We start from the raw sequence: 18,656 nt of genomic DNA, 5'->3' as shown, positions 1-18,656 counted from the left end.
ATCAACCAAACCGACTTTCCGTTAGGCCGCTAAATGGCGTGGCAAAAATAAATAAATCACCTGCATGCGGCTGTTGATTCAATGCCAGGTCAGTTAAACCAACCCGGGCACTGGTTACAGCCAAGAGGTTTAATTGTTCACCGCCAAAAGCCACGCAGGTTGGTTGAGTGACCGGTAAATCCAAGGCCAGGTTTTTACTACCGTCCGGCGCGTAGCGCACCACTTGGCTACCGCCCCACTGGGCATTCCACACATAGCCATCTGCATCCACACAGGCACCATCCGGCTCTACGCCCAAGGCGGTGTGAGCGAAGATTTCCGGGTTGGATAATTCACCGCTTTCCGCATCAAAATCGTAGACCCGAATACTGTGGCTGGGTGAATCCGCGTGGTAGAGCTTGCGCGAATCAGGGCTCCAACAGAGGGCGTTGGAAATCATCAAACCACTAAAATGTTGCGTGACGGAAAAATCTTTTTGCAAACAATAGAGGCTCGCACTTTGTGTTTCACTGGTGCGGTTCTCTACGATAGTGCCCATCCAGAAACGTCCCTGCCTATCGCAGCGGCCATCATTGGAGCGATTACCTTTGATGTGCGCTTCCGGTTTTGCGATCCATTCAATTGCGCCTGTATTGTGATCAAACCAGGCAAAACCTGATTCAAACGCAGCGAGCAAACGCGCATCGTTTTTAGCGAAGGTGAAACAACACAAACGTTCGGGCAGATCCAACTGCGTAAATTGTTTAGTCGCCAATTTATAGCGGCAGAGTTTTTTTCCGTGAATATCTGTCCACCAAAAGCAACCATCCTCATGGTTCCATTGCACACCCTCGCCCAATTGATTAGCGCAAGGAACCCTATCGATAAGTGTCAGTTGTGTCATGCTTTGTTCTCTTGAAAAATAAATTGAGAAAACAACGGGAGAAAATAAAAAATAACCGGCAAAAAAAACGCCCCAAGCGGGGCGTTTTTTCAGTGCACAAGGGCTGGGCAGCTTACCACCAGGTCGCGTAGATGGCGACGAGGATTAAGACGACGCCGACGGACGCAATATTAAAACCGCTGGTAGTTTTAAAGCTGACATCATCCAAATGAATGGCATTGGCTTGCTCTTTGGTGCCACCAAGCAAGGTGATAGCGGCAGCAACAATACAGCAAAGTACAAACACCACACCTACGCGATCAATGAACGGGAACTCTGGCAGGAATTTGTAGAACAGCGCAGAGAAAACCACAGAGCCGATAGCGGCGGCCAAAGCGGAGTTGGCGCTGGCTTTTTTCCAGAAGAAACCAAACAGGAAAATAACAACGATACCGGGAGTAAAGAAGCCGGTAAATTCCTGAATAAATTGGAACGCCTGTTGCGATTGCCCCACCAATGGTTTGGCGAGCAAGATGGCAATCACCATAGCGATTAATGCAGTTGCACGGCCGACAAATACTAATTTGTGCTCGCTCGCCTCTGGATTAACTAACTTTTTATAGATATCCATAGTAAAAATGGTAGAGATACTGTTACTCATGGAGCTCAGTGAAGATGCGATAGCCGCAACCAAAGCAGCAAAAGCAACACCCAATAAACCGTGTGGCAAAAGCTTCATCATTTCTGGATAAGCTTGGTCAGCTTTAGCCAGATCTGGCGCCAACACCACAGCACAGATTCCAGGCAACACCACGATAATCGGCACAAATAATTTTACGTAAGCCGCAAACGCCATACCTTTTTGTGCTTCCTGCAAACTCTTGGCGGCAAGGGCACGCTGGATAATATATTGGTTAAAACCCCAGTAGCTGATGTTCATAATCCACAAGCCACCAATCAATACAGAGATACCGGGCAAGCTGATGTAGTTTGGATTATCTTTAGACAAAATCATGTCGAATTTTTCCGGCGCCTTTTCCATCAGCGTGACAAAGCCTTGCACCACACCGGTATCGCCAGAAATTTGATTGAGTGCGAGATAACTCACAAACAACCCACCCAACACCAACATAATGACCTGCACAATATCGGTCATGGCAACTGCTTTGAGGCCTCCATAAACGGAGTAAGCCATAGAAAAAAGCACCAGGAAAAGCATGCCGTAAAGCATGTCCACACCGAGGAATTGCGAAATTGCCAAAGAACCTAAATAAAGCACCGAGGTGAGGTTTACAAAGGTGTAAAGCGCCAGCCAGAAAATCGCCATGATGGTGCGCACGCGGCCATCGTAACGGTTCTCCAAAAACTGCGGCATGGTGTATATGCCTTTGGCGAGGAAAATCGGCAGGAAATATTTAGCAATCACAATCAAGGTAATAGCAGCCATCAGCTCATAAGCGGCGATGCCCATACCAATCACATAACCTGAGCCAGACATACCGATAATTTGTTCGGCGGAAATATTGGCTGCAATAAGTGATGCGCCTATCGCCCACCAAGGTAGTGACTTGCTTGCTAAAAAGTAATCGTTGGCATTTTTTTCATGGCCGGGTTTCTCACGCGAAACCCAGTAGGCGACAAAAAGCAAAATCAAGGTATAAGCAACCAATACCCCGATATCGAGTCCGTTTAAAATCATATTGACCTCTGTGGTGTGATGCTGTGGTTGGAAGCATCCTGTTATTAAAAAATTTTGTTTTTATTGGCGCCGATCAATTGGGTAAAAATCGAATAGCCCTTTAAACAAGAAGCATTCACTGGGATCACCAATGAATGCTTCCGGCTTGTCTTGCGTGCTGCACTGAATGTTATAAGTGCTTAAATTCGCCCACCATCCACAATAAATTCTTGGGAGGTGATCATGGCGGAATCATCCGCCGCGAGGAAGAGTGCCAGGTTCGCCACGTCGTGAGCCCCTAAACGTTTTTTGAGGCACACACGCTTCATTAATTCTTCTTCCTCTTCTGGTGACAACCATTTTTCCAATTGTTTGGGTGTTGCCACCCAACCCGGCAAAATGGAATTCACCCGAATATTGTCGCGCCCATAATCCGTTGCCAGGGCTTTGGAAATCCCCAGGATACCCGCTTTGGCAGTGATATAACTGGCCAGATTGGGCGGCCCGAACTCCACGTTGATGGAGCTTATATTGATGATCGAACCACCACCCACCGCTGCCATCATCGGCTGCACAGCCTGGGCTGCAAAAAATGCCGGGTGCAAGTTGATCGCCAAACTCTTGTACCACAACTCTGCCGTCATGCTCCGGGTATCGTAGCGTTGGTCATTGGCAGCATTGTTGATTAACACACTGATATCGCCATTGACCGCGCGTGCACGACCAATACTTTGCTGCAGTGCGGCGGTATCGCTGACATCGCAGGTTTCAAACCAGGGGCGCATAAAGCCTTTGTGAGCAATAACCTCACAGAGTTCAAGCGCACCAGCGGTGTCTATATCCACAAAGGCAACACGCGCGCCTTGCGCGGCAAACGCCTCAACCAAGGCGGCACCAATCCCGGTGGCACCGCCGGTAATAAACACACTGCGCCCCGCTAAACTGGGGTAGCGAGTGTATTCTGTATGGGCTGAATAGCTATACATGGTCATTTCTCTCTGGAGTCGCGCAGCCTGGGCTGTTATGAGCTTAGGCAGAATCATTCAACCTGCAAAGGTATTTTGATGCCTGTTTGGCCTTGGCTATCCTTAAACCTTTTTCACCAGAGATAAGTTAATCAACTGCATAACCTCCTGCAGCAAGACTTTGACCGCCTTGCTCGCAGCTTCCGCATCACCGGCGCAAATCGCGTCGTAGATACGTTTGTGATCATCGTAATCTGCCGTCAGCACACCTTTTAACTGGTTGGTGCTGGCGATACTCACCCGCAAGGCCACCTGGATAAACTCGCGCAACTGGAAAAAGAAGCGATTATTGCCCGCCGCCAGGATTGCGCAGTGAAATTCGATGTCCGCCGTCAGGGGGTCGTCCAAGCCTTCGTCGGCACGCTTCATGCGCGCCAGTGCGTCGCCTATCGCTTTAATCCGCACTTCATCCTGGTTGTTTTCTGCCGCCAATACGGCAGCCTCAGGTTCAATTGCCATGCGCAACTGGGTGAATTCCCGCAAGAGTTCCAGCGAGGGGCGTGCATTAAGCGTCCAACTGAGCACATCCGCATCAAACATATTCCAGTGACTACTGGGCATCACCCTGATGCCCTGCCGTGGCCGAGAGGCAATCAAGCCCTTGGCTGTCAGCATTTTTACCGCTTCGCGGGTAACGCTGCGGCTGATATTAAATTGTTGCGATAGTTCAGCTTCCGTGGGGAAGGATTTATCAATCGCGTATTGACCTTGAACAATTGCCGCACCCAATTGATGGGTTAACTGGTGAGTAAGATTACGCCCTGTGTCCAGCATAGTTAATTAGCCTATTTATATTATATATTTGTAGGATTTCCGACAAGCATTTTAGGCGGTTGGAACAGCTAAAATGCCCAGATGAATCGCGGAAACCGCTTTTATGTCGACCCTAAAAAAACAAAACCTGCGCCCTGAAAAAGGCGCAGGTTATTTAACAAGAGGCAGTAGCTTTAGTCACGCAAAAAATGCGGGCTGAACCAAATGGAGAGTTTATTCACTCTTGGGGTGCAGGTTTTCGGCAATTTGCTCCAAATTAGCGTGGCGAACATCTTCACCATTGACCAGATAGATGACGTATTGCGCCAGGTTGCGCGCATGGTCGCCAATACGCTCCAGCGCACGCAGCGACCACATAATACTGAGCACGCGCGTAATGCTGCGCGGATCCTCAATCATAAAAGTCACCAACTCACGCATAGCCGTGGCGTATTCCATGTCCACTTGTTTATCGGTTTGCACCACGTTGAGCGCCAGATCCATATCCAGGCGCGCAAAAGCATCCAACGCATCTTGCAACATACGCGATACGTGGCCGCCAATATGGCGCACTTCAATATAACCGCGTGGTGATTGGCCATCTTTGTTCATGGCGATAGCCTGACGAGCAATTTTGCTGGCTTCATCGCCAATGCGTTCCAAATCGGTAATGGCTTTGGTAACCGCGATCACCAATCGTAAATCGCTTGCAGCAGGTTGACGACGCGCGAGAATGCGCACGCACTCTTCATCGATGGTCACCTCCATAGAGTTGACCTTGGTATCGGCACGTACTACTTGTTCGGCGCGCTCAATATCTGCATCGATCAGCGCTTGAATCGCATCATTCACCTGCCGCTGGGCCATGCCGCCCATTTCGGACAAATGGGTGCGAATCGCTTCCAGCTCGATGTTGTACTGCTGTGAAATGTGATGGGTGTGACTTGTAATATCCATAACCATGATGCGCCTCCGCATTAACCGTAACGGCCAGTGATGTAGTCTTCAGTTTGTTTTTTACTGGGGTTGGTGAACACTGTGTCGGTGAGGTCGTGTTCAATCAAATCGCCCATGTACATAAACGCGGTGTAATCAGAAACCCGCGCCGCCTGCTGCATGCTGTGGGTCACAATCACAATGGTGTACTGATTTTTTAATTCGTTAATCAACTCTTCAATTTTGAGTGTAGAGATGGGGTCAAGCGCCGAGGCTGGCTCGTCCAACAAAATCACTTCCGGTTCGATGGCGATTGCGCGAGCAATGACCAAACGCTGCTGTTGACCACCAGACAGACCAAAGGCATTTTCGTGTAAACGGTCTTTTACCTCGTCCCACAGGGCCGCGCCTTTAAGCGAGCGCTCGACCACCTCATCCAGCAAACGCTTGGACTTCACACCTTGCAAACGCAAACCATAAGCCACGTTTTCGTAAATGGATTTAGGGAAAGGGTTGGGCTTTTGGAACACCATACCAATCTGACGGCGCAGCTCGGCAACATCCACACTCTTGTCATAGATATTGTAGCCGTCCAACAGAATCTGACCTTCAACACGGCACGAATCCACCAAATCATTCATGCGGTTAAAGCAGCGCAACAGGGTGGATTTACCGCAGCCAGAGGGGCCGATAAATGCCGTTACTTTTTTCTCGGGAATTTTCATGCTCACGTTATTCAGCGCGCGCTTTTCACCGTAGTACAAGTTGAGGTTGTTCACTTCAAGCTTGATAGGTTCTACCAATGCAGTCGGGTTCATAGTTGTGCCTGCTTTAAAAAACCAATAAAAAAATCACAGTAGATAAATAATAAGTACGCAATGCGCGCGGATTATTCCGAAGCGCCACGGTATTTTTCACGCAAGTTATTGCGGATCTTAATAGCGGCAATGTTCAGCACCATAATCAGCGCGACCAGTATCAGCGAGGTGGCATATACCAGCGGGCGCGCCGCTTCTACACTCGGGCTCTGGAAGCCTACGTCGTAAATGTGAAAGCCCAAGTGCATGATCTTTTGATCCAAATGCAAGTAGGGGTAGTTGCCATCAATGGGTAGCGACGGCGCCAGTTTCACCACGCCCACCAACATCAGCGGCGCCACTTCACCGGCTGCACGGGCAATCGCCAAAATAAGCCCGGTGAGCATAGCGGGAGTTGCCAGCGGCACGACCACTTTCCACAGGGTTTCCGCTTTTGTTGCCCCCAAGGCCAAGCTGCCTTGGCGAATGGTGCTGGGGATACGCGCCAAGCCTTCTTCGGTAGACACAATCACAATCGGCAAGGTCAAGAGCGCGAGTGTGAGTGATGCCCAGAACAAGCCGGGGGTTCCAAAGGTGGGCGTAGGCAGGGATTCGGGATAAAACAGCTGGTCGATACTACCGCCGAGGATGTAGACAAAAAAGCCCAAGCCAAATACGCCGTACACAATAGAAGGCACGCCGGCCAAGTTGTACACCGAGATACGGATAATCTTCAGCATGGTGCCCTGCTTGGCGTATTCGCGCAGGTAAATGGCCGCCAAAATGCCCAGTGGCGTTACCATAATCGACATCACAATGACCATCGTAATGGTGCCGAAAATGGCCGGGAAAATACCGCCTTCGGTATTGGCTTCACGCGGCTCATCAGTCAGAAACTCCCAGAAACGCTCCACATATTGACCCAGCTTTTCAGCTACGGTCATGGTGTTAGGGCGAGTGACGCGCACTATGTGGTTAAAACCAATGCTTGCCTCTTTGCCATCGGCGGTGCGAACCAATAATTTGTCGCGTGTTGCTTGTGCCAAAATTTGATCGCGCTCAGCTTTAACCACCGCGTATTGCGCTTCCAGCGCCGCGCGTTGCTCAGCAAATTCCGCATCGGCAACGGCCAATTCGGCGGCACTGATACCGCTCAACTCCAAGCGGCGGCGCTCAAGGCGCAAGTCGTCCATTTGGCGGTTGATGCGGCCAATATCCACTTTCTCAATGCGATGTACCTGCTCGTGCAAATCCAGCGCGCGCTCCAGGCGAGCATCCAATTGTTGCCAGAAATCGCTAGCGGCAAGCTCAGTGACTTTTTGATCCTGCTCTTTAATCGCCACCGGGTATCCGTAAAAATTACCCCATTCGCGGCGCTCAATGGCCACCGCATCTGCCGGGTATTCCCAGGGCTTCATGCCCATGTCCAGATACCACACAAAGTCACGGCCAGTAATGTCGCGGTTACCCATTTTGAACAGGTGGCGGGTGATTATCTCGGCGTCATCGGCAATCTCATAACCGCCATCGCGAGCCACCGCAGCGGGGATCACCTCGTCGCGCACCGCTTCACCCATGATGATGTGGGTTTGACCACTGCGATCAACCACACTGGTCTGCAGAATGTCTGCAGGCCAAAAGTGGCCAAAACCGCGCACGGCAATCAGGCCCAATAGCCCCACAACCATAATCATACACAGCGATATGGCGCCGCCATTCAACCAAATCCACGGCGAACCACTACTAAACCAAGAGGTATTTTTACGAGTCAATTTGTTCATCGAATTCATCACCGATTACAGGTTGCTGTAGCGTTTGCGCAGACGCTGACGGATGACTTCCGCCAAGGTATTCATCACAAAAGTCAGTGCCAATAGCACCAGCGCCGCCAGGAACAGAACGCGGAAGTGGGTACTTGCCACCGCTGTTTCGGGCAACTCCACCGCGATATTGGCGGAGAAGGTACGCATGCCTTCAAAGATGTTGAAGTTGACTACCGGGCTGTTACCCGTCGCCATGAGTACAATCATGGTTTCGCCCACAGCGCGGCCAAAGCCCATCATGATTGCGGAGAAAATACCAGGGCTGGCAGTCGGCAATACCACACCCACCACGGTCTGCCAGCGGGTAGCGCCCAACGCCAGGGAACCTTGCGTGAGGTGACGCGGCACACTGAATACAGCGTCTTCAGCGATGGAGAAGATGGTGGGAATCACCGCAAAGCCCATCACAATACCGACCACCAAGGCGTTACGCTGACTGTAGTCGATACCGTTTTCGGTAAACCATTGACGCATGCTGCCATCGAACAACAAGACTTCTGCAGATTGACTGCTAGCCACGCAGGCCCATACGGTCAGGATAATCGGCAGTACCACAATCACAGCTTCCCAGCCCTCTGGCACACGGGTGCGCAAAGACTCGGGGCAGCGGCTCCAGATATATCCGGTCACCAACATCACCACTGGCAACAGAATCAAAATACTGAATACCGCTGGCAGGTGATCCTCTACAAAGGGCGCCAACCACAAACCGGCAAGAAAGCCCAGAATCACGGTTGGTAAAGCCTCCATGATTTCAATGGTTGGTTTTACCAAACCACGCAATTTGGGAGTCATGAAGTAAGCGGTGTAAATGGCACCCATCACACCGAGCGGGATGGCAAACAACATGGCGAAAAACGCGGCTTTGAGCGTACCTACAGAGAGCGGTACAAAACTCATTTTGGGTTCAAAGTTGTCGCTGCCGGAGGAGGCTTGCCAGATGTACTCTGGTGCGTCGCGCCCTTCGTACCAAACCTTGTGCCACAGGGAGCTAAACGAGACTTCCGGGTGCTTGTTCCAGGTATCGGCAACGGTCAGTGTGTTGCTGTCCAGCCACAGTGCGCGGTTGTGAATCGGGGAGACAGCTAGCTGCTGGATAGGCGTATCGCTGACGGAATCAATTAAGAGTGTGCGCTGTGAGGTGGCAAAATAAATTCCCAGATTGCCCTTATCGTCACTGGCCCAAAAACCGCGGCGCCCGTGTTCCGGCACTATGCGAGTGATGGCGCCATCCAAGCTCTCAAAACTGCGAACCTGCTTGAGTTGGTAAATGTTTTCCGGGTTGCGAACCAAAAACCATTGGCTCAATTCACCTTTATCGGTACCTATTACTAGCGACGCGGTGCCTACTAAAAATTCCATGCGGGTGATTTTGTTTTCCAGCGTAATGGCAGACTGCACCTGCGCCTCAGCAGGGTTCACCAAACTGTATAGCAGCAACTGGGATTGGTCGGTCGCCACAATCAGGTGACGTGCACCATTATCTAATTGCATCGCCACCGGCTTACTGCCTGTGGGCAACGCCGGCAATTGGGTGACATCGCGGTTGATGGTGATTTCACCCGTAATCATGTTTTGGCTAGTGCTGAAACTCGCCAACAACAAACGGGCATCTGCGGTCATGGCAGCAATTAAGATACCGGCAGAGGTCTCTTGCACGGCAAGATTGACCAGTGCACTGCCCTGCTCATCTATGATTTGTGTAGCTTCGCCCAGCGGTGAAAGCAAACTGGGGATGATTTGGCGCTTATCGTTGGGGTAGCTAAGGGCGTAATCCGGCTTTACAACAGCGACTTCACCGTTGCTGTATCCATAAGCCACTAAGCCGTAGTCAGGCGTACTGGTGGCGATACTGCGGAACTCCGCCGTTTCCGAGCGCGGCACCTGCACGTTTAATATCTCTTGGCCATCAGCGACTTGGAAAAAGTGAACGCTGCCGCTACGTTTAAAACTGGCACCTATTTCCTCGTAACGCTCAAGGGTAAGGTGCTCAGTCTGGTCATCGGCTTGTTGCTGTAGCTGTGCAGCCGTATAACTATGGGTAGGCTCCACTGACGCACCGCGAAACAGCGGCGCGATCTCTGAAAAAAGGTAGAAGAAAATCAAACCGAGGGAAAACACCACAGCCAGCCCAGCGGACATAACACCGTAGCGTGATAACTGATCTTTCAATTTACGAACACGACGCAACTTATCACGCTGCTCGCGGTTGGGCATCAAGCTCTGGGTTGGCTTGGCCGAAGTCATAGATTCGGACATGGTCTAGTTACCTGTTTATCGTCTGGCGCGAGAATCCTAGCAACCAAAAATGACACTTTTGTTACAGAGCTAAAAAACTGTCATTAAAGTGTCACCTGACTGTAATATTTATCTTTCAGCCACAAAAAACGCCGAACAAGTCGGCGTTTTTTGTGTAAGTCGATCAGCTTACTTCTGCAGGTCGGCAAGCGCCTTCTGCACCATAGTCGCTGGCAGTGGGATATAACCATCGCGCACTACTGTTTGCTGACCTTGCTTGGAAAGGATCAGCTTGATGAATTCCAGTTGCAGCGCATCAAGTGGACGATTCGGGTGCTTGTTGATGTACATGTAAAGTACACGCGACAAAGGATAGGTTCCGTCTAATGCTGTTTTTGCATTAGGCGCAACGAACTCGCCGCCTTCTTTTTTCGACAGAGGTAATGCACGCACACTTGAAGTGATATAACCGATACCCGAATAACCAATTCCGTTAATGGATTCAGATACGCTTTGTACCACTGATGCAGAGCCAGGTTGTTCGAGGATAGTGGACTTAAAATCGCCTTTGCACAGAGCTTCATCTTTGAAGTAGCCGTAGGTGCCAGATACTGCATTGCGGCTGTACATTTCAAAATCACGATTTGCCCAAGCATCAGTCAGACCTACCTCACCCCAACGAGTAATATCTTTTGGAGCACCGCACTTGCGTGTAGCAGAGAAAATGGCGTCAACCTGAGGAATACTCAGACCTTTGATCGGGTTATCCTTGTTCACGTAAACAGCCAGTACGTCAATCGCTACTGGCACTGGCGTTGGCTTATAACCATGTTTGGCTTCAAACGCCTGAATCTCTTCGGTTTTCATCATACGGCTCATAGGGCCAAAGTTTGCTGTGCCTTCAATCAAGGCTGGTGGCGCAGTAGAAGAGCCAGCACCCTGAATCTGGATGTTCACATTGGGGTACCACTTTTTAAAATCCTCAGCCCAGAGTGTCATCAGGTTGTTCAGGGTATCTGAACCGATTGAGTTAACATTGCCCGAAACGCCGGTAACAGCCTTGTACTCAGGCAGCGCGGGATCAACTGAAGCCTGCACAGCAGCTGCACAAACCATAGAGCCGGCCAGTGCCAACCCCTTTAAAATTTTCATAGCGTTCATAGAGCGCTCCATCAGTGATTACGTGAGTAAATAAGTTCTAGCGATGAAGGATCAGCCCTTCATTGAGGATTACTTTACCCAGCGAATATGACAGTTATGTGACCAACTGAAATTTTTGTCACAAATGTGTCGCACAAATGTCACACGCATGAATCATGGCCTTTTATCCTGGTAAAACAAAAACACCAGCCGAAGCTGGTGTTTTTAGGGGAGCAAACAGGGGCTATTTAACTACGCGCAATCCGGGACGCTTGGCGGGAGCTGCATCAATCTTGGCCCCTCCAGCAGAACCGCCAGAAGGAGCAGGTGTAGGCCCACCGGGCGGAGGTGGAGCCGGGTTGACTTCAGGCTCAAACATCATGCCCTGCCCATTCTCCCGCGCATAAATTCCCAAAACCGCTCCACAGGGAATGTAGAGGTTATTGACTACCCCGCTGAAGCGCGCATTAAAGGACACGGCAGTGTTATCCATAAAGAAATCTTTAATCGCAGAGGGTGAAATATTGAGAATAATCTGCCCCTCGTTATTCACGTGCTGCTGCGGCACTTGCGTCCCGGGCACATGAGCGTCGACCAAAATATGCGGAGTGCAATTGTTATCCAAAATCCATTCGTAGACGGCGCGCAAAAAATAAGGTCGGCTGGATGTCATGGACATACTAAATTCCTTGGTCTGATCATAACTAAAGAAAGCAATTTAACCTGTTTCGCCCGTTTGTAAAACTAAAAGCAACGTTATCCGAGACAGGACAAGCCAAACAAAAAAGGGCGACTTGCGTCGCCCTTTTTTAATCTTGCTTTGGTTATTAATGAATATCTCGCCAGAACTCGCGATTCAGGAAATACACAAAGATAAACAGGATAACCAGAAAGCCTAATACGTAATAGCCAATAGCTTCACGCTTTACGGCGACAGGTTCAGCTACGTACTCAAGGAAATTCACCAGATCATACATCGCTTTATCAAACTCCGCGGTAGTCATGGTGCCCTTAACTTTGCCTTCAACCAAAGCACCGCAATGCTCATCCATTTCCACTTCACCCACATCATTGCGCATTGCGCTACCGCGATGATTGAGTTTAGGGCCGGCACCGCACTCCAACAATCCTTGCGGACCAATCAACACATGAGGCATACCGACATTGGGGAATACACGATTATTCACACCCCATGGACGCGAATCATCTTTATAAAAATTACGTAAGTAGGTGTAGAGCCATTCTGGTGAACGAACACGTGCAACCAGAGTTAAATCAGGCGGCGCCACACCAAACCAGACTTTTGACTGCTGCGGCTTCATGGCAATTTCCATCAACTGACCGATGCGCTGACCGCCAAATATAAGATTCTCCTCCATCAAACTATGGGGAATACCCAAATCATCAGCAACGCGCTCGTAGCGGGAAAACTTTGCCGAATGGCATCCCATACAATAGTTAATGAAATATTTGGCACCGCTCTGCAGCGACTCCTTGTCGCGCAAATCTGGCTCCATTTTGTCACAAGGAATCGCACCACAATCAAATGCGCCACCGGCAGCAACTGCCTTGATAGGGACAATCATCAACACCAGGAACAATGCCAAACCACCAAGCACAACAATTGCTGGCAAACCTTTAGCCTGAGTACGTGTAGGCTCTACTAAATCCTTGTCGCGCGCAGCTAATAACGGCAGAACAGCAAAAATGGCAGCTAATGCAAAACACAGCACCAGCAACAAAGCAGGAACATCACCGCCAATGTAATCAATACCCATCCAGGCAAAAATCACAGCAAACAAACCACAGGCTACCCAAGAAAACTTGGATTTGGCTTTTTCAGGGCTAGTTGTTGTCCATACTGGCATAGTAAGGAAATAAGCAAAGTAGAAGGTTGTGGCGATCTGTGACAAAAGCGTTCTACCTTCGGTAGGCGCCTTAACACCCAAGTAACCCAACACCACAAACATCGCAGCAAATGCAATCAACATAACGCGGGGAATGTGACCACGATAACGCATAGACTTAACTTTGCTACGATCCAACCATGGCAATACAAACAAGAGCGCAATAGCAGCACCCATAGCAATAAAGCCAAGCAGCTTTGCAGTTAACACCATTGGGCCAATTTCAATTTGTAGAGTTACTGCACGCAATACTGCGTAGAAAGGCGTGAAATACCACACAGGCGCAATATGGGTAGGAGTCTTCAGATTATTCGCTTCTTCAAAGTTGGCGTATTCGAGGAAGAAACCGCCCATCTCTGGCATAAAAAACATGATGAAACAGAAAGCAAACAAGAAAACCGTAATACCGACTAAATCATGAACTGTATAGAAAGGATGGAAAGGGACTCCATCACGCGGAATGCCATTTTCGTCCTTGTTCTTCTTGATCTCTACACCATCGGGGTTATTGGAACCCACCTCATGTAAAGCCAGAATATGCATAACCACCAACGCGAGCAAAACTATCGGCAGCGCTACCACATGCAACGCGAAGAAACGATTCAGAGTAATGCCTGAAATAAGATAGTCACCACGAATCCACTCCACCAAACCATCACCAACCACAGGAATAGCACCAAACAAGGAAACAATTACCTGAGCCCCCCAGTAAGACATTTGTCCCCAAGGCAAAACGTAACCCATAAAAGCTTCTGCCATAAGCACAAGATAGATAGTCATACCAAAAATCCACACTAGTTCACGTGGAGCTTTGTAAGAGCCGTACATCATGCCGCGGAACATATGTAGGTAAACAACAACAAAAAACGCTGAAGCACCAGTAGAGTGCATGTAACGTAAAATCCAACCGTAATCTACATCGCGCATGATGTATTCGACAGATGCGAAAGCACCTTCTGCAGATGGATTAAAACTCATGGTCAACCAAATACCGGTAACTAACTGGTTTACCAGCACAAGTATCGAAAGAACACCAAAGAAGTACCAAAAGTTAAAGTTTTTAGGGGCATAGTATTTACCCATGTGGGTATCCCACGCGCGCTGTACCGGTAGACGCTTATCAACCCATTGCCACAAACCTGTTAACCAATTCATATCAAGCCTCCTGATCTTCGCCAATCACAACTACTGAGTCGCTCTCATAACGATGAGGAGGAACTTCCAGGTTGAGAGGTGCGGGTACGCCAGAATAAACACGACCAGCGAGGTCATATTTGGAACCATGACAAGGACAGAAGAAACCACCTTGCCACTTGTCACCACCAAGATCCGCAGCGCCTACATCCGGACGGAACATTGGAGCACAACCAAGGTGTGTACAAATACCCAACAATATAGCGAATTCTTTATTGATTGCTCGCTCTGGATTCTGTGCATAACTTGGCTGCATCGTTTCTTTGGAATCCGGATCCAGAAGCACACCCTGGGCTTCAACAGCCTTTAAGCTATCAAGGGCTGCCTGCGTACGACGCACTATGAAAACCGGCTTACCGCGCCACTCAACGGTGACCATAGCGCCCGGCTCTATTTTGCTGATGTTGTATTTGACCGGTGCACCGGCAGCTTTTGCTTTGGCACTGGGGCTCCACGAGCCTACAAATGGAATAGCGGCACCCACCACGCCAACCGCCCCCACCGCACAGGTGGCACCGATCAACACGCGACGGCGCGTTTTGTTTACTGCGTCATTACTCATGACGAATTCTCCCCTAACAGCTTTAACGGCTAGTAAATCGCCTCACATCGCCCCACAACCTGAACTAAGGCTTATACGAAGTATGGCGACAAAGGATTATTGGGTGACTCAAGAAAAGGCGGGCAATCTTAATGAATTCGCGCTCGGCTTACAAGAATAACCACACTTATTCAGTGGGTTATAAGTGCGCAATTCTAGACATAAAAAAACGCCCAAGCCAGCATAGACTTGGGCGTTTTTGATGATAGTCAACCAGTTGCGGAAAAAGCCGCAACCGGGACAAATCATTAACGCTTGGAGAACTGTGGCTTCTTACGCGCTTTGCGCAGACCCACTTTCTTACGCTCAACTTCACGAGAGTCGCGAGTAACGTAACCAGCTTTACGCAATTCGCTACGGAGACTTTCGTCATACTCCATCAGAGCACGAGTCAGACCATGACGAATAGCGCCTGCTTGACCAAAGCTACCGCCGCCAGACACGGTGACGTTTACATCAAACTTCTCAACTAAACCAACCAGCTCCAGCGGTTGACGCACTACCATGCGCGCTACTGGACGGCCGAAATACTCATCCAAAGGACGGTCATTTACAGTGATAGTGCCTGAACCAGCGGTGATGAACACACGCGCGGTAGAGGTTTTGCGACGGCCGGTGCCGTAAAATTGTGCAGACATGTCAGCTCCCCTTAGATGCTCAGTTCTTTAGGTTGCTGAGCAGCATGTGGATGCTCATTACCTGCATAAACTTTCAGTTTTTTGAACATAGCGCGCCCCAGTGGACCCTTTGGCAACATACCTTTAACGGCAGTCTGGATGGTGCGCTCTGGAGCTTTTTCAATCAACTTTTGGAAGCTGATAGATTTAATGCCACCCACAAAACCAGTGTGCGAATAGTAAATCTTGTCAGTTGCTTTACGACCAGTCACACGCACTTGTGCAGCGTTGATCACTACAATGTAGTCACCGGTATCAACGTGCGGAGTGAATTCTGGCTTGTGCTTACCACGCAAACGCGAGGCAATTTCCGCAGATAAACGGCCGAGGGTTTTTCCAGCCGCATCCACGATGAACCAGTCCTGAGAGACAGATTCTGCTTTGGCAATATAGGTCTTCATGTTATTCCTGCCTAATTGGTGGATACAAATTTTAAATATACAGACATCCCTAAAACAGGGAGGCGGCATACTACACAGCAAATACCCACTTTTCAACGACTAAGTGCAATTTATTAAGGCCGATGTGGCTTAGCCAAATAGTCGTGACTCTGCATTTCCAGTAAACGACTAACTGTGCGCTGGAATTCAAAATCCAACTTACCACTTGAGTAAAGATTAGCCAGAGGCAGTTCTGCAGAAATCACCAACTTGACCTGGCGATCATAAAACTCATCTACCAAGTTTACAAAACGGCGCGCCTGATCATCCTTGGCACGACCCAAGGCAGGCACATTACTCAGCACAACCGTGTGATACTCGCGCGCCAATTCAATGTAATCATTCTGCGACCGGGGGCCGTCACAAAGCTCAACAAAGTCAAACCAAGCCACACCTTCGCCTAGATGGCGAGCAAGGATCATGCGCCCTTCAACCTCCAGCGCTACATCGCTCTGATAAATACCCCCAGACGGCAGTAAACTCTTGAAACTACATAGCAAACTTTTATCGGCAGCTTCATCAAGTGGATAATGGTAAAGCTCAGCCTGCTCAAGCGCGCGCAACCGATAATCAACACCACCATCAACATTGACAACTAGCGTGTGCTCATTCAGTAGCGCTATCGCCGGCAGAAAACGAGCGCGCTGCAAGCCATCCCTGTAAAGACCATCCGGGACAATATTGGAGGTGGCCACCAGCGTAACACCGCGAGCAAACAACTCTTCCATCAACGTACCCAAAATCATGGCATCGGTAATATCCGAAACAAAAAACTCATCAAAGCAAATAACTCTTGCCTCATGCGCAATAATATCGGCGACTTTTTTGAGTGGATTTTTTTGCCCGTCCAACTTTTTTAACTCAGCATGCACCCGGCGCATAAACCGATGAAAGTGGGCACGTAACTTCTGCTCAAAAGGCAAACTTTCAAAAAAATTATCCATCAGGTAGGTTTTACCGCGCCCTACTCCACCCCAGAAATAAAGTCCGCGCACCAACTTGCGCGACTCGTCGCCGCGCAGCCGCTTGAAAAAAGCCCCCAAGGCAGACTGCTGTTGCTCATCTTGCCAAGCCGCAACCAACTCCTCATAAAGTCGCTGCAAGTGTTGAACCGCCTGCTCCTGAGCAGTGTCGTGTCGAAAATCGGAACGAGTCAAATCACGCCGATAGCGTTCCAGAGGTGATAAAGAAACCGCCATCTCGCCTGTCATACTACCTCTGTTAATTGCCGCTCTATCGCGGCACTCAAATCAACTTTGAGTGCTGTTAAATAACCATGAAAAAAATGACCGGCCTCAGGATAGCGAATCAACTCCACATCACTTTGCAGCGAGGCCGCCCAATCATAAACACCAGAGGCAACTACCCTCTCATCCTTACCCCCCTGCACCACACACAAAGGGCAGTTGAATTTGCCGTTACGCGCATAGGGATATCGCTCAACCGGTGGAGCAATCAGCGCAAGATGCAACAATCGAGCAACCTCATAACTAACCTGAGCAGCAATGGAGGAACCAAACGAAAAACCTGTCAGTAACAAAGGCGCATCAGGAAATTGTTGGTTCAACCAAGCAACCATAGCCAAAAGATCATCTTGCTCACCTATGGCATTATCAAACTGCCCTTCGCTTCTACCTACACCGCGAAAATTAAAGCGCACCACAGCAATACCCAGATCGCGGTACACTCGCATGAGTGTGGTAACCACTTTGTTATCCATAGTGCCGCCATGTTGCGGATGCGGGTGACAAATGATAGCGATAGCCCGACGCTCCGAAAACACTCCTTCGTCATCCGGAGCATGAATCATTGCTTCCAATTGACCGCTGGGCCCAGGGACAAAAACTGCCTGTTCTTTTGCAAACGGAAAAACCATTCAATACCTCTAATGTCAGCGGTGTTTCGCACAGAGCGATAATTTTTGCCCATTTTAATGAGAAAATGGACTTATAATAGGTGTATTGATGCGCTCGGCAGTATATTGCTGACTTAAGGTCGTTATTCAGTAGGAGATAGCTGTGTATTCATTTAGTACCCTCGTTGTCACTGGCTTAGTTTGCCTGCTCGCAGGTGGCGGTGTAGCTGCTTTTATTATGTACAGTTTCCGCGCCCGTTTATTGGGGCATAATCTTGAGCAGCGCCTACATCACGCAGAAACATCACTGCAAAGTTACCAACGCGATGTTGCCGAACACTTTGCGCAAACGTCCGAGCTAGTTAATAACCTCACCCAATCTTATCGTGAAGTACATGAGCATCTTGCAAGTGGCGCACTCAAATTAGCTACTCCTGCCATTAGCCGGCAAATATTGGATTCAGCCAATAGCGGACTAGGTGGAGGCACCAAATCCTATATCACCGGCCAGCAGATTGAACCTCCACGCGATTGGGCGCCCAAAGCACCCGGCAGCAAAGGTGCACTGAGCGAAGACTATGGTTTGCGTGACGACCCGGTAGATAGCTCTCGCCTTCCAACAGAATCAGCGGAAGATTATGACTTTGACGGTAAAGCAAACCGCTACTGATAATTACCTAAGCACCCGGAAAGAAGCTCCGAATGCAGCACACAAAATTAAGACGCACGC

At 49.4% G+C, this 18,656-nt stretch carries 17 protein-coding genes; 1 reads left to right on the top strand and 16 read right to left on the bottom strand.

The features are described from left to right. Nucleotide 1: 1 nt before the first annotated feature. The 16 genes from ACFODX_RS12310 to ACFODX_RS12235 form a co-directional block, all read right to left on the bottom strand. The gene (locus tag ACFODX_RS12310; RefSeq protein ID WP_378119509.1) at nucleotides 2-883 is read right to left on the bottom strand and encodes an SMP-30/gluconolactonase/LRE family protein; all 882 of its coding nucleotides are present in this window, start codon (nucleotides 881-883) and stop codon (nucleotides 2-4) included. Nucleotides 884-995: 112 nt separating this feature from the next. Continuing rightward, entirely contained in the window at nucleotides 996-2,561 is a 1,566-nt protein-coding gene (locus tag ACFODX_RS12305; RefSeq protein WP_378119507.1) for a sodium/sugar symporter, read from the bottom strand. Nucleotides 2,562-2,740: 179 nt separating this feature from the next. Further along, nucleotides 2,741-3,526, bottom strand: coding sequence for an SDR family NAD(P)-dependent oxidoreductase (locus tag ACFODX_RS12300; protein WP_378119505.1), 786 nt, complete (start codon nucleotides 3,524-3,526; stop codon nucleotides 2,741-2,743). 102 nt (nucleotides 3,527-3,628) lie between these two features. After that, the gene (locus tag ACFODX_RS12295) at nucleotides 3,629-4,339 is read right to left on the bottom strand and encodes a FadR/GntR family transcriptional regulator (RefSeq protein WP_378119503.1); all 711 of its coding nucleotides are present in this window, start codon (nucleotides 4,337-4,339) and stop codon (nucleotides 3,629-3,631) included. 213 nt (nucleotides 4,340-4,552) lie between these two features. After that, complete coding sequence (gene phoU, locus ACFODX_RS12290; protein ID WP_378119501.1) at nucleotides 4,553-5,275, bottom strand: phosphate signaling complex protein PhoU; 723 nt, start codon at nucleotides 5,273-5,275, stop codon at nucleotides 4,553-4,555. Nucleotides 5,276-5,295: 20 nt separating this feature from the next. Then, entirely contained in the window at nucleotides 5,296-6,072 is a 777-nt protein-coding gene (gene pstB, locus ACFODX_RS12285) for a phosphate ABC transporter ATP-binding protein PstB (protein ID WP_324257828.1), read from the bottom strand. Nucleotides 6,073-6,143: 71 nt separating this feature from the next. Further along, nucleotides 6,144-7,832, bottom strand: coding sequence for a phosphate ABC transporter permease PstA (gene pstA / locus ACFODX_RS12280; protein WP_378119498.1), 1,689 nt, complete (start codon nucleotides 7,830-7,832; stop codon nucleotides 6,144-6,146). Between the two features lie 15 nt (nucleotides 7,833-7,847). Beyond that, complete coding sequence (locus ACFODX_RS12275) at nucleotides 7,848-10,133, bottom strand: ABC transporter permease subunit (protein WP_378119496.1); 2,286 nt, start codon at nucleotides 10,131-10,133, stop codon at nucleotides 7,848-7,850. A 168-nt stretch (nucleotides 10,134-10,301) separates the two neighbouring features. Then, a complete protein-coding gene (locus tag ACFODX_RS12270) occupies nucleotides 10,302-11,273 on the bottom strand; it encodes a PstS family phosphate ABC transporter substrate-binding protein (protein WP_378119494.1) in 972 nt (323 codons plus the stop codon). Nucleotides 11,274-11,496: 223 nt separating this feature from the next. After that, nucleotides 11,497-11,931 carry a ClpXP protease specificity-enhancing factor gene (locus tag ACFODX_RS12265; RefSeq protein ID WP_378119492.1) on the bottom strand — a complete coding sequence of 145 codons (435 nt, stop codon included), beginning with the start codon at nucleotides 11,929-11,931 and terminating at the stop codon, nucleotides 11,497-11,499. Nucleotides 11,932-12,079: 148 nt separating this feature from the next. Continuing rightward, nucleotides 12,080-14,314, bottom strand: a complete 2,235-nt coding sequence (locus ACFODX_RS12260) for a ubiquinol-cytochrome c reductase (protein ID WP_378119490.1) — start codon at nucleotides 14,312-14,314, stop codon at nucleotides 12,080-12,082. Between the two features lies 1 nt (nucleotide 14,315). Further along, complete coding sequence (gene petA, locus ACFODX_RS12255) at nucleotides 14,316-14,915, bottom strand: ubiquinol-cytochrome c reductase iron-sulfur subunit (RefSeq protein ID WP_324257834.1); 600 nt, start codon at nucleotides 14,913-14,915, stop codon at nucleotides 14,316-14,318. Nucleotides 14,916-15,202: 287 nt separating this feature from the next. Continuing rightward, complete coding sequence (rpsI, locus tag ACFODX_RS12250; protein WP_378119488.1) at nucleotides 15,203-15,592, bottom strand: 30S ribosomal protein S9; 390 nt, start codon at nucleotides 15,590-15,592, stop codon at nucleotides 15,203-15,205. Between the two features lie 11 nt (nucleotides 15,593-15,603). Further along, nucleotides 15,604-16,032 carry a 50S ribosomal protein L13 gene (rplM, locus tag ACFODX_RS12245; RefSeq protein WP_378119486.1) on the bottom strand — a complete coding sequence of 143 codons (429 nt, stop codon included), beginning with the start codon at nucleotides 16,030-16,032 and terminating at the stop codon, nucleotides 15,604-15,606. A gap of 113 nt (nucleotides 16,033-16,145) precedes the next feature. Continuing rightward, nucleotides 16,146-17,282, bottom strand: a complete 1,137-nt coding sequence (zapE, locus tag ACFODX_RS12240; protein WP_378119484.1) for a cell division protein ZapE — start codon at nucleotides 17,280-17,282, stop codon at nucleotides 16,146-16,148. After that, the gene (locus ACFODX_RS12235; protein WP_378119482.1) at nucleotides 17,279-17,947 is read right to left on the bottom strand and encodes an alpha/beta hydrolase; all 669 of its coding nucleotides are present in this window, start codon (nucleotides 17,945-17,947) and stop codon (nucleotides 17,279-17,281) included. The genes zapE and ACFODX_RS12235 overlap by 4 nt, the downstream gene beginning before the upstream one ends. A 142-nt stretch (nucleotides 17,948-18,089) precedes the next feature. Between ACFODX_RS12235 and ACFODX_RS12230 the strand changes: the two genes are divergently transcribed. Beyond that, nucleotides 18,090-18,596, top strand: a complete 507-nt coding sequence (locus tag ACFODX_RS12230; protein WP_378119480.1) for a YhcB family protein — start codon at nucleotides 18,090-18,092, stop codon at nucleotides 18,594-18,596. The last annotated feature ends 60 nt before the right edge of the window (nucleotides 18,597-18,656 follow it).

Source organism: Cellvibrio fontiphilus (assembly GCF_042646205.1).
GTDB lineage: Bacteria > Pseudomonadota > Gammaproteobacteria > Pseudomonadales > Cellvibrionaceae > Cellvibrio > Cellvibrio fontiphilus_A.
Note: the sequence above shows the minus strand (reverse complement) of the source record. Positions and strands in the feature narration are given on the sequence as shown.

What these genes read in the sequence shown, in the direction of transcription:
- ACFODX_RS12310 (WP_378119509.1), bottom strand. Translation starts at nt 883, where the DNA reads ATGACACAACTGACACTTATCGATAGGGTTCCTTGCGCTAATCAATTG.
- ACFODX_RS12305 (WP_378119507.1), bottom strand. Translation starts at nt 2,561, where the DNA reads ATGATTTTAAACGGACTCGATATCGGGGTATTGGTTGCTTATACCTTG.
- ACFODX_RS12300 (WP_378119505.1), bottom strand. Translation starts at nt 3,526, where the DNA reads ATGTATAGCTATTCAGCCCATACAGAATACACTCGCTACCCCAGTTTA.
- ACFODX_RS12295 (WP_378119503.1), bottom strand. Translation starts at nt 4,339, where the DNA reads ATGCTGGACACAGGGCGTAATCTTACTCACCAGTTAACCCATCAATTG.
- phoU (WP_378119501.1), bottom strand. Translation starts at nt 5,275, where the DNA reads ATGGATATTACAAGTCACACCCATCACATTTCACAGCAGTACAACATC.
- pstB (WP_324257828.1), bottom strand. Translation starts at nt 6,072, where the DNA reads ATGAACCCGACTGCATTGGTAGAACCTATCAAGCTTGAAGTGAACAAC.
- pstA (WP_378119498.1), bottom strand. Translation starts at nt 7,832, where the DNA reads ATGAACAAATTGACTCGTAAAAATACCTCTTGGTTTAGTAGTGGTTCG.
- ACFODX_RS12275 (WP_378119496.1), bottom strand. Translation starts at nt 10,133, where the DNA reads ATGTCCGAATCTATGACTTCGGCCAAGCCAACCCAGAGCTTGATGCCC.
- ACFODX_RS12270 (WP_378119494.1), bottom strand. Translation starts at nt 11,273, where the DNA reads ATGAACGCTATGAAAATTTTAAAGGGGTTGGCACTGGCCGGCTCTATG.
- ACFODX_RS12265 (WP_378119492.1), bottom strand. Translation starts at nt 11,931, where the DNA reads ATGTCCATGACATCCAGCCGACCTTATTTTTTGCGCGCCGTCTACGAA.
- ACFODX_RS12260 (WP_378119490.1), bottom strand. Translation starts at nt 14,314, where the DNA reads ATGAATTGGTTAACAGGTTTGTGGCAATGGGTTGATAAGCGTCTACCG.
- petA (WP_324257834.1), bottom strand. Translation starts at nt 14,915, where the DNA reads ATGAGTAATGACGCAGTAAACAAAACGCGCCGTCGCGTGTTGATCGGT.
- rpsI (WP_378119488.1), bottom strand. Translation starts at nt 15,592, where the DNA reads ATGTCTGCACAATTTTACGGCACCGGCCGTCGCAAAACCTCTACCGCG.
- rplM (WP_378119486.1), bottom strand. Translation starts at nt 16,032, where the DNA reads ATGAAGACCTATATTGCCAAAGCAGAATCTGTCTCTCAGGACTGGTTC.
- zapE (WP_378119484.1), bottom strand. Translation starts at nt 17,282, where the DNA reads ATGACAGGCGAGATGGCGGTTTCTTTATCACCTCTGGAACGCTATCGG.
- ACFODX_RS12235 (WP_378119482.1), bottom strand. Translation starts at nt 17,947, where the DNA reads ATGGTTTTTCCGTTTGCAAAAGAACAGGCAGTTTTTGTCCCTGGGCCC.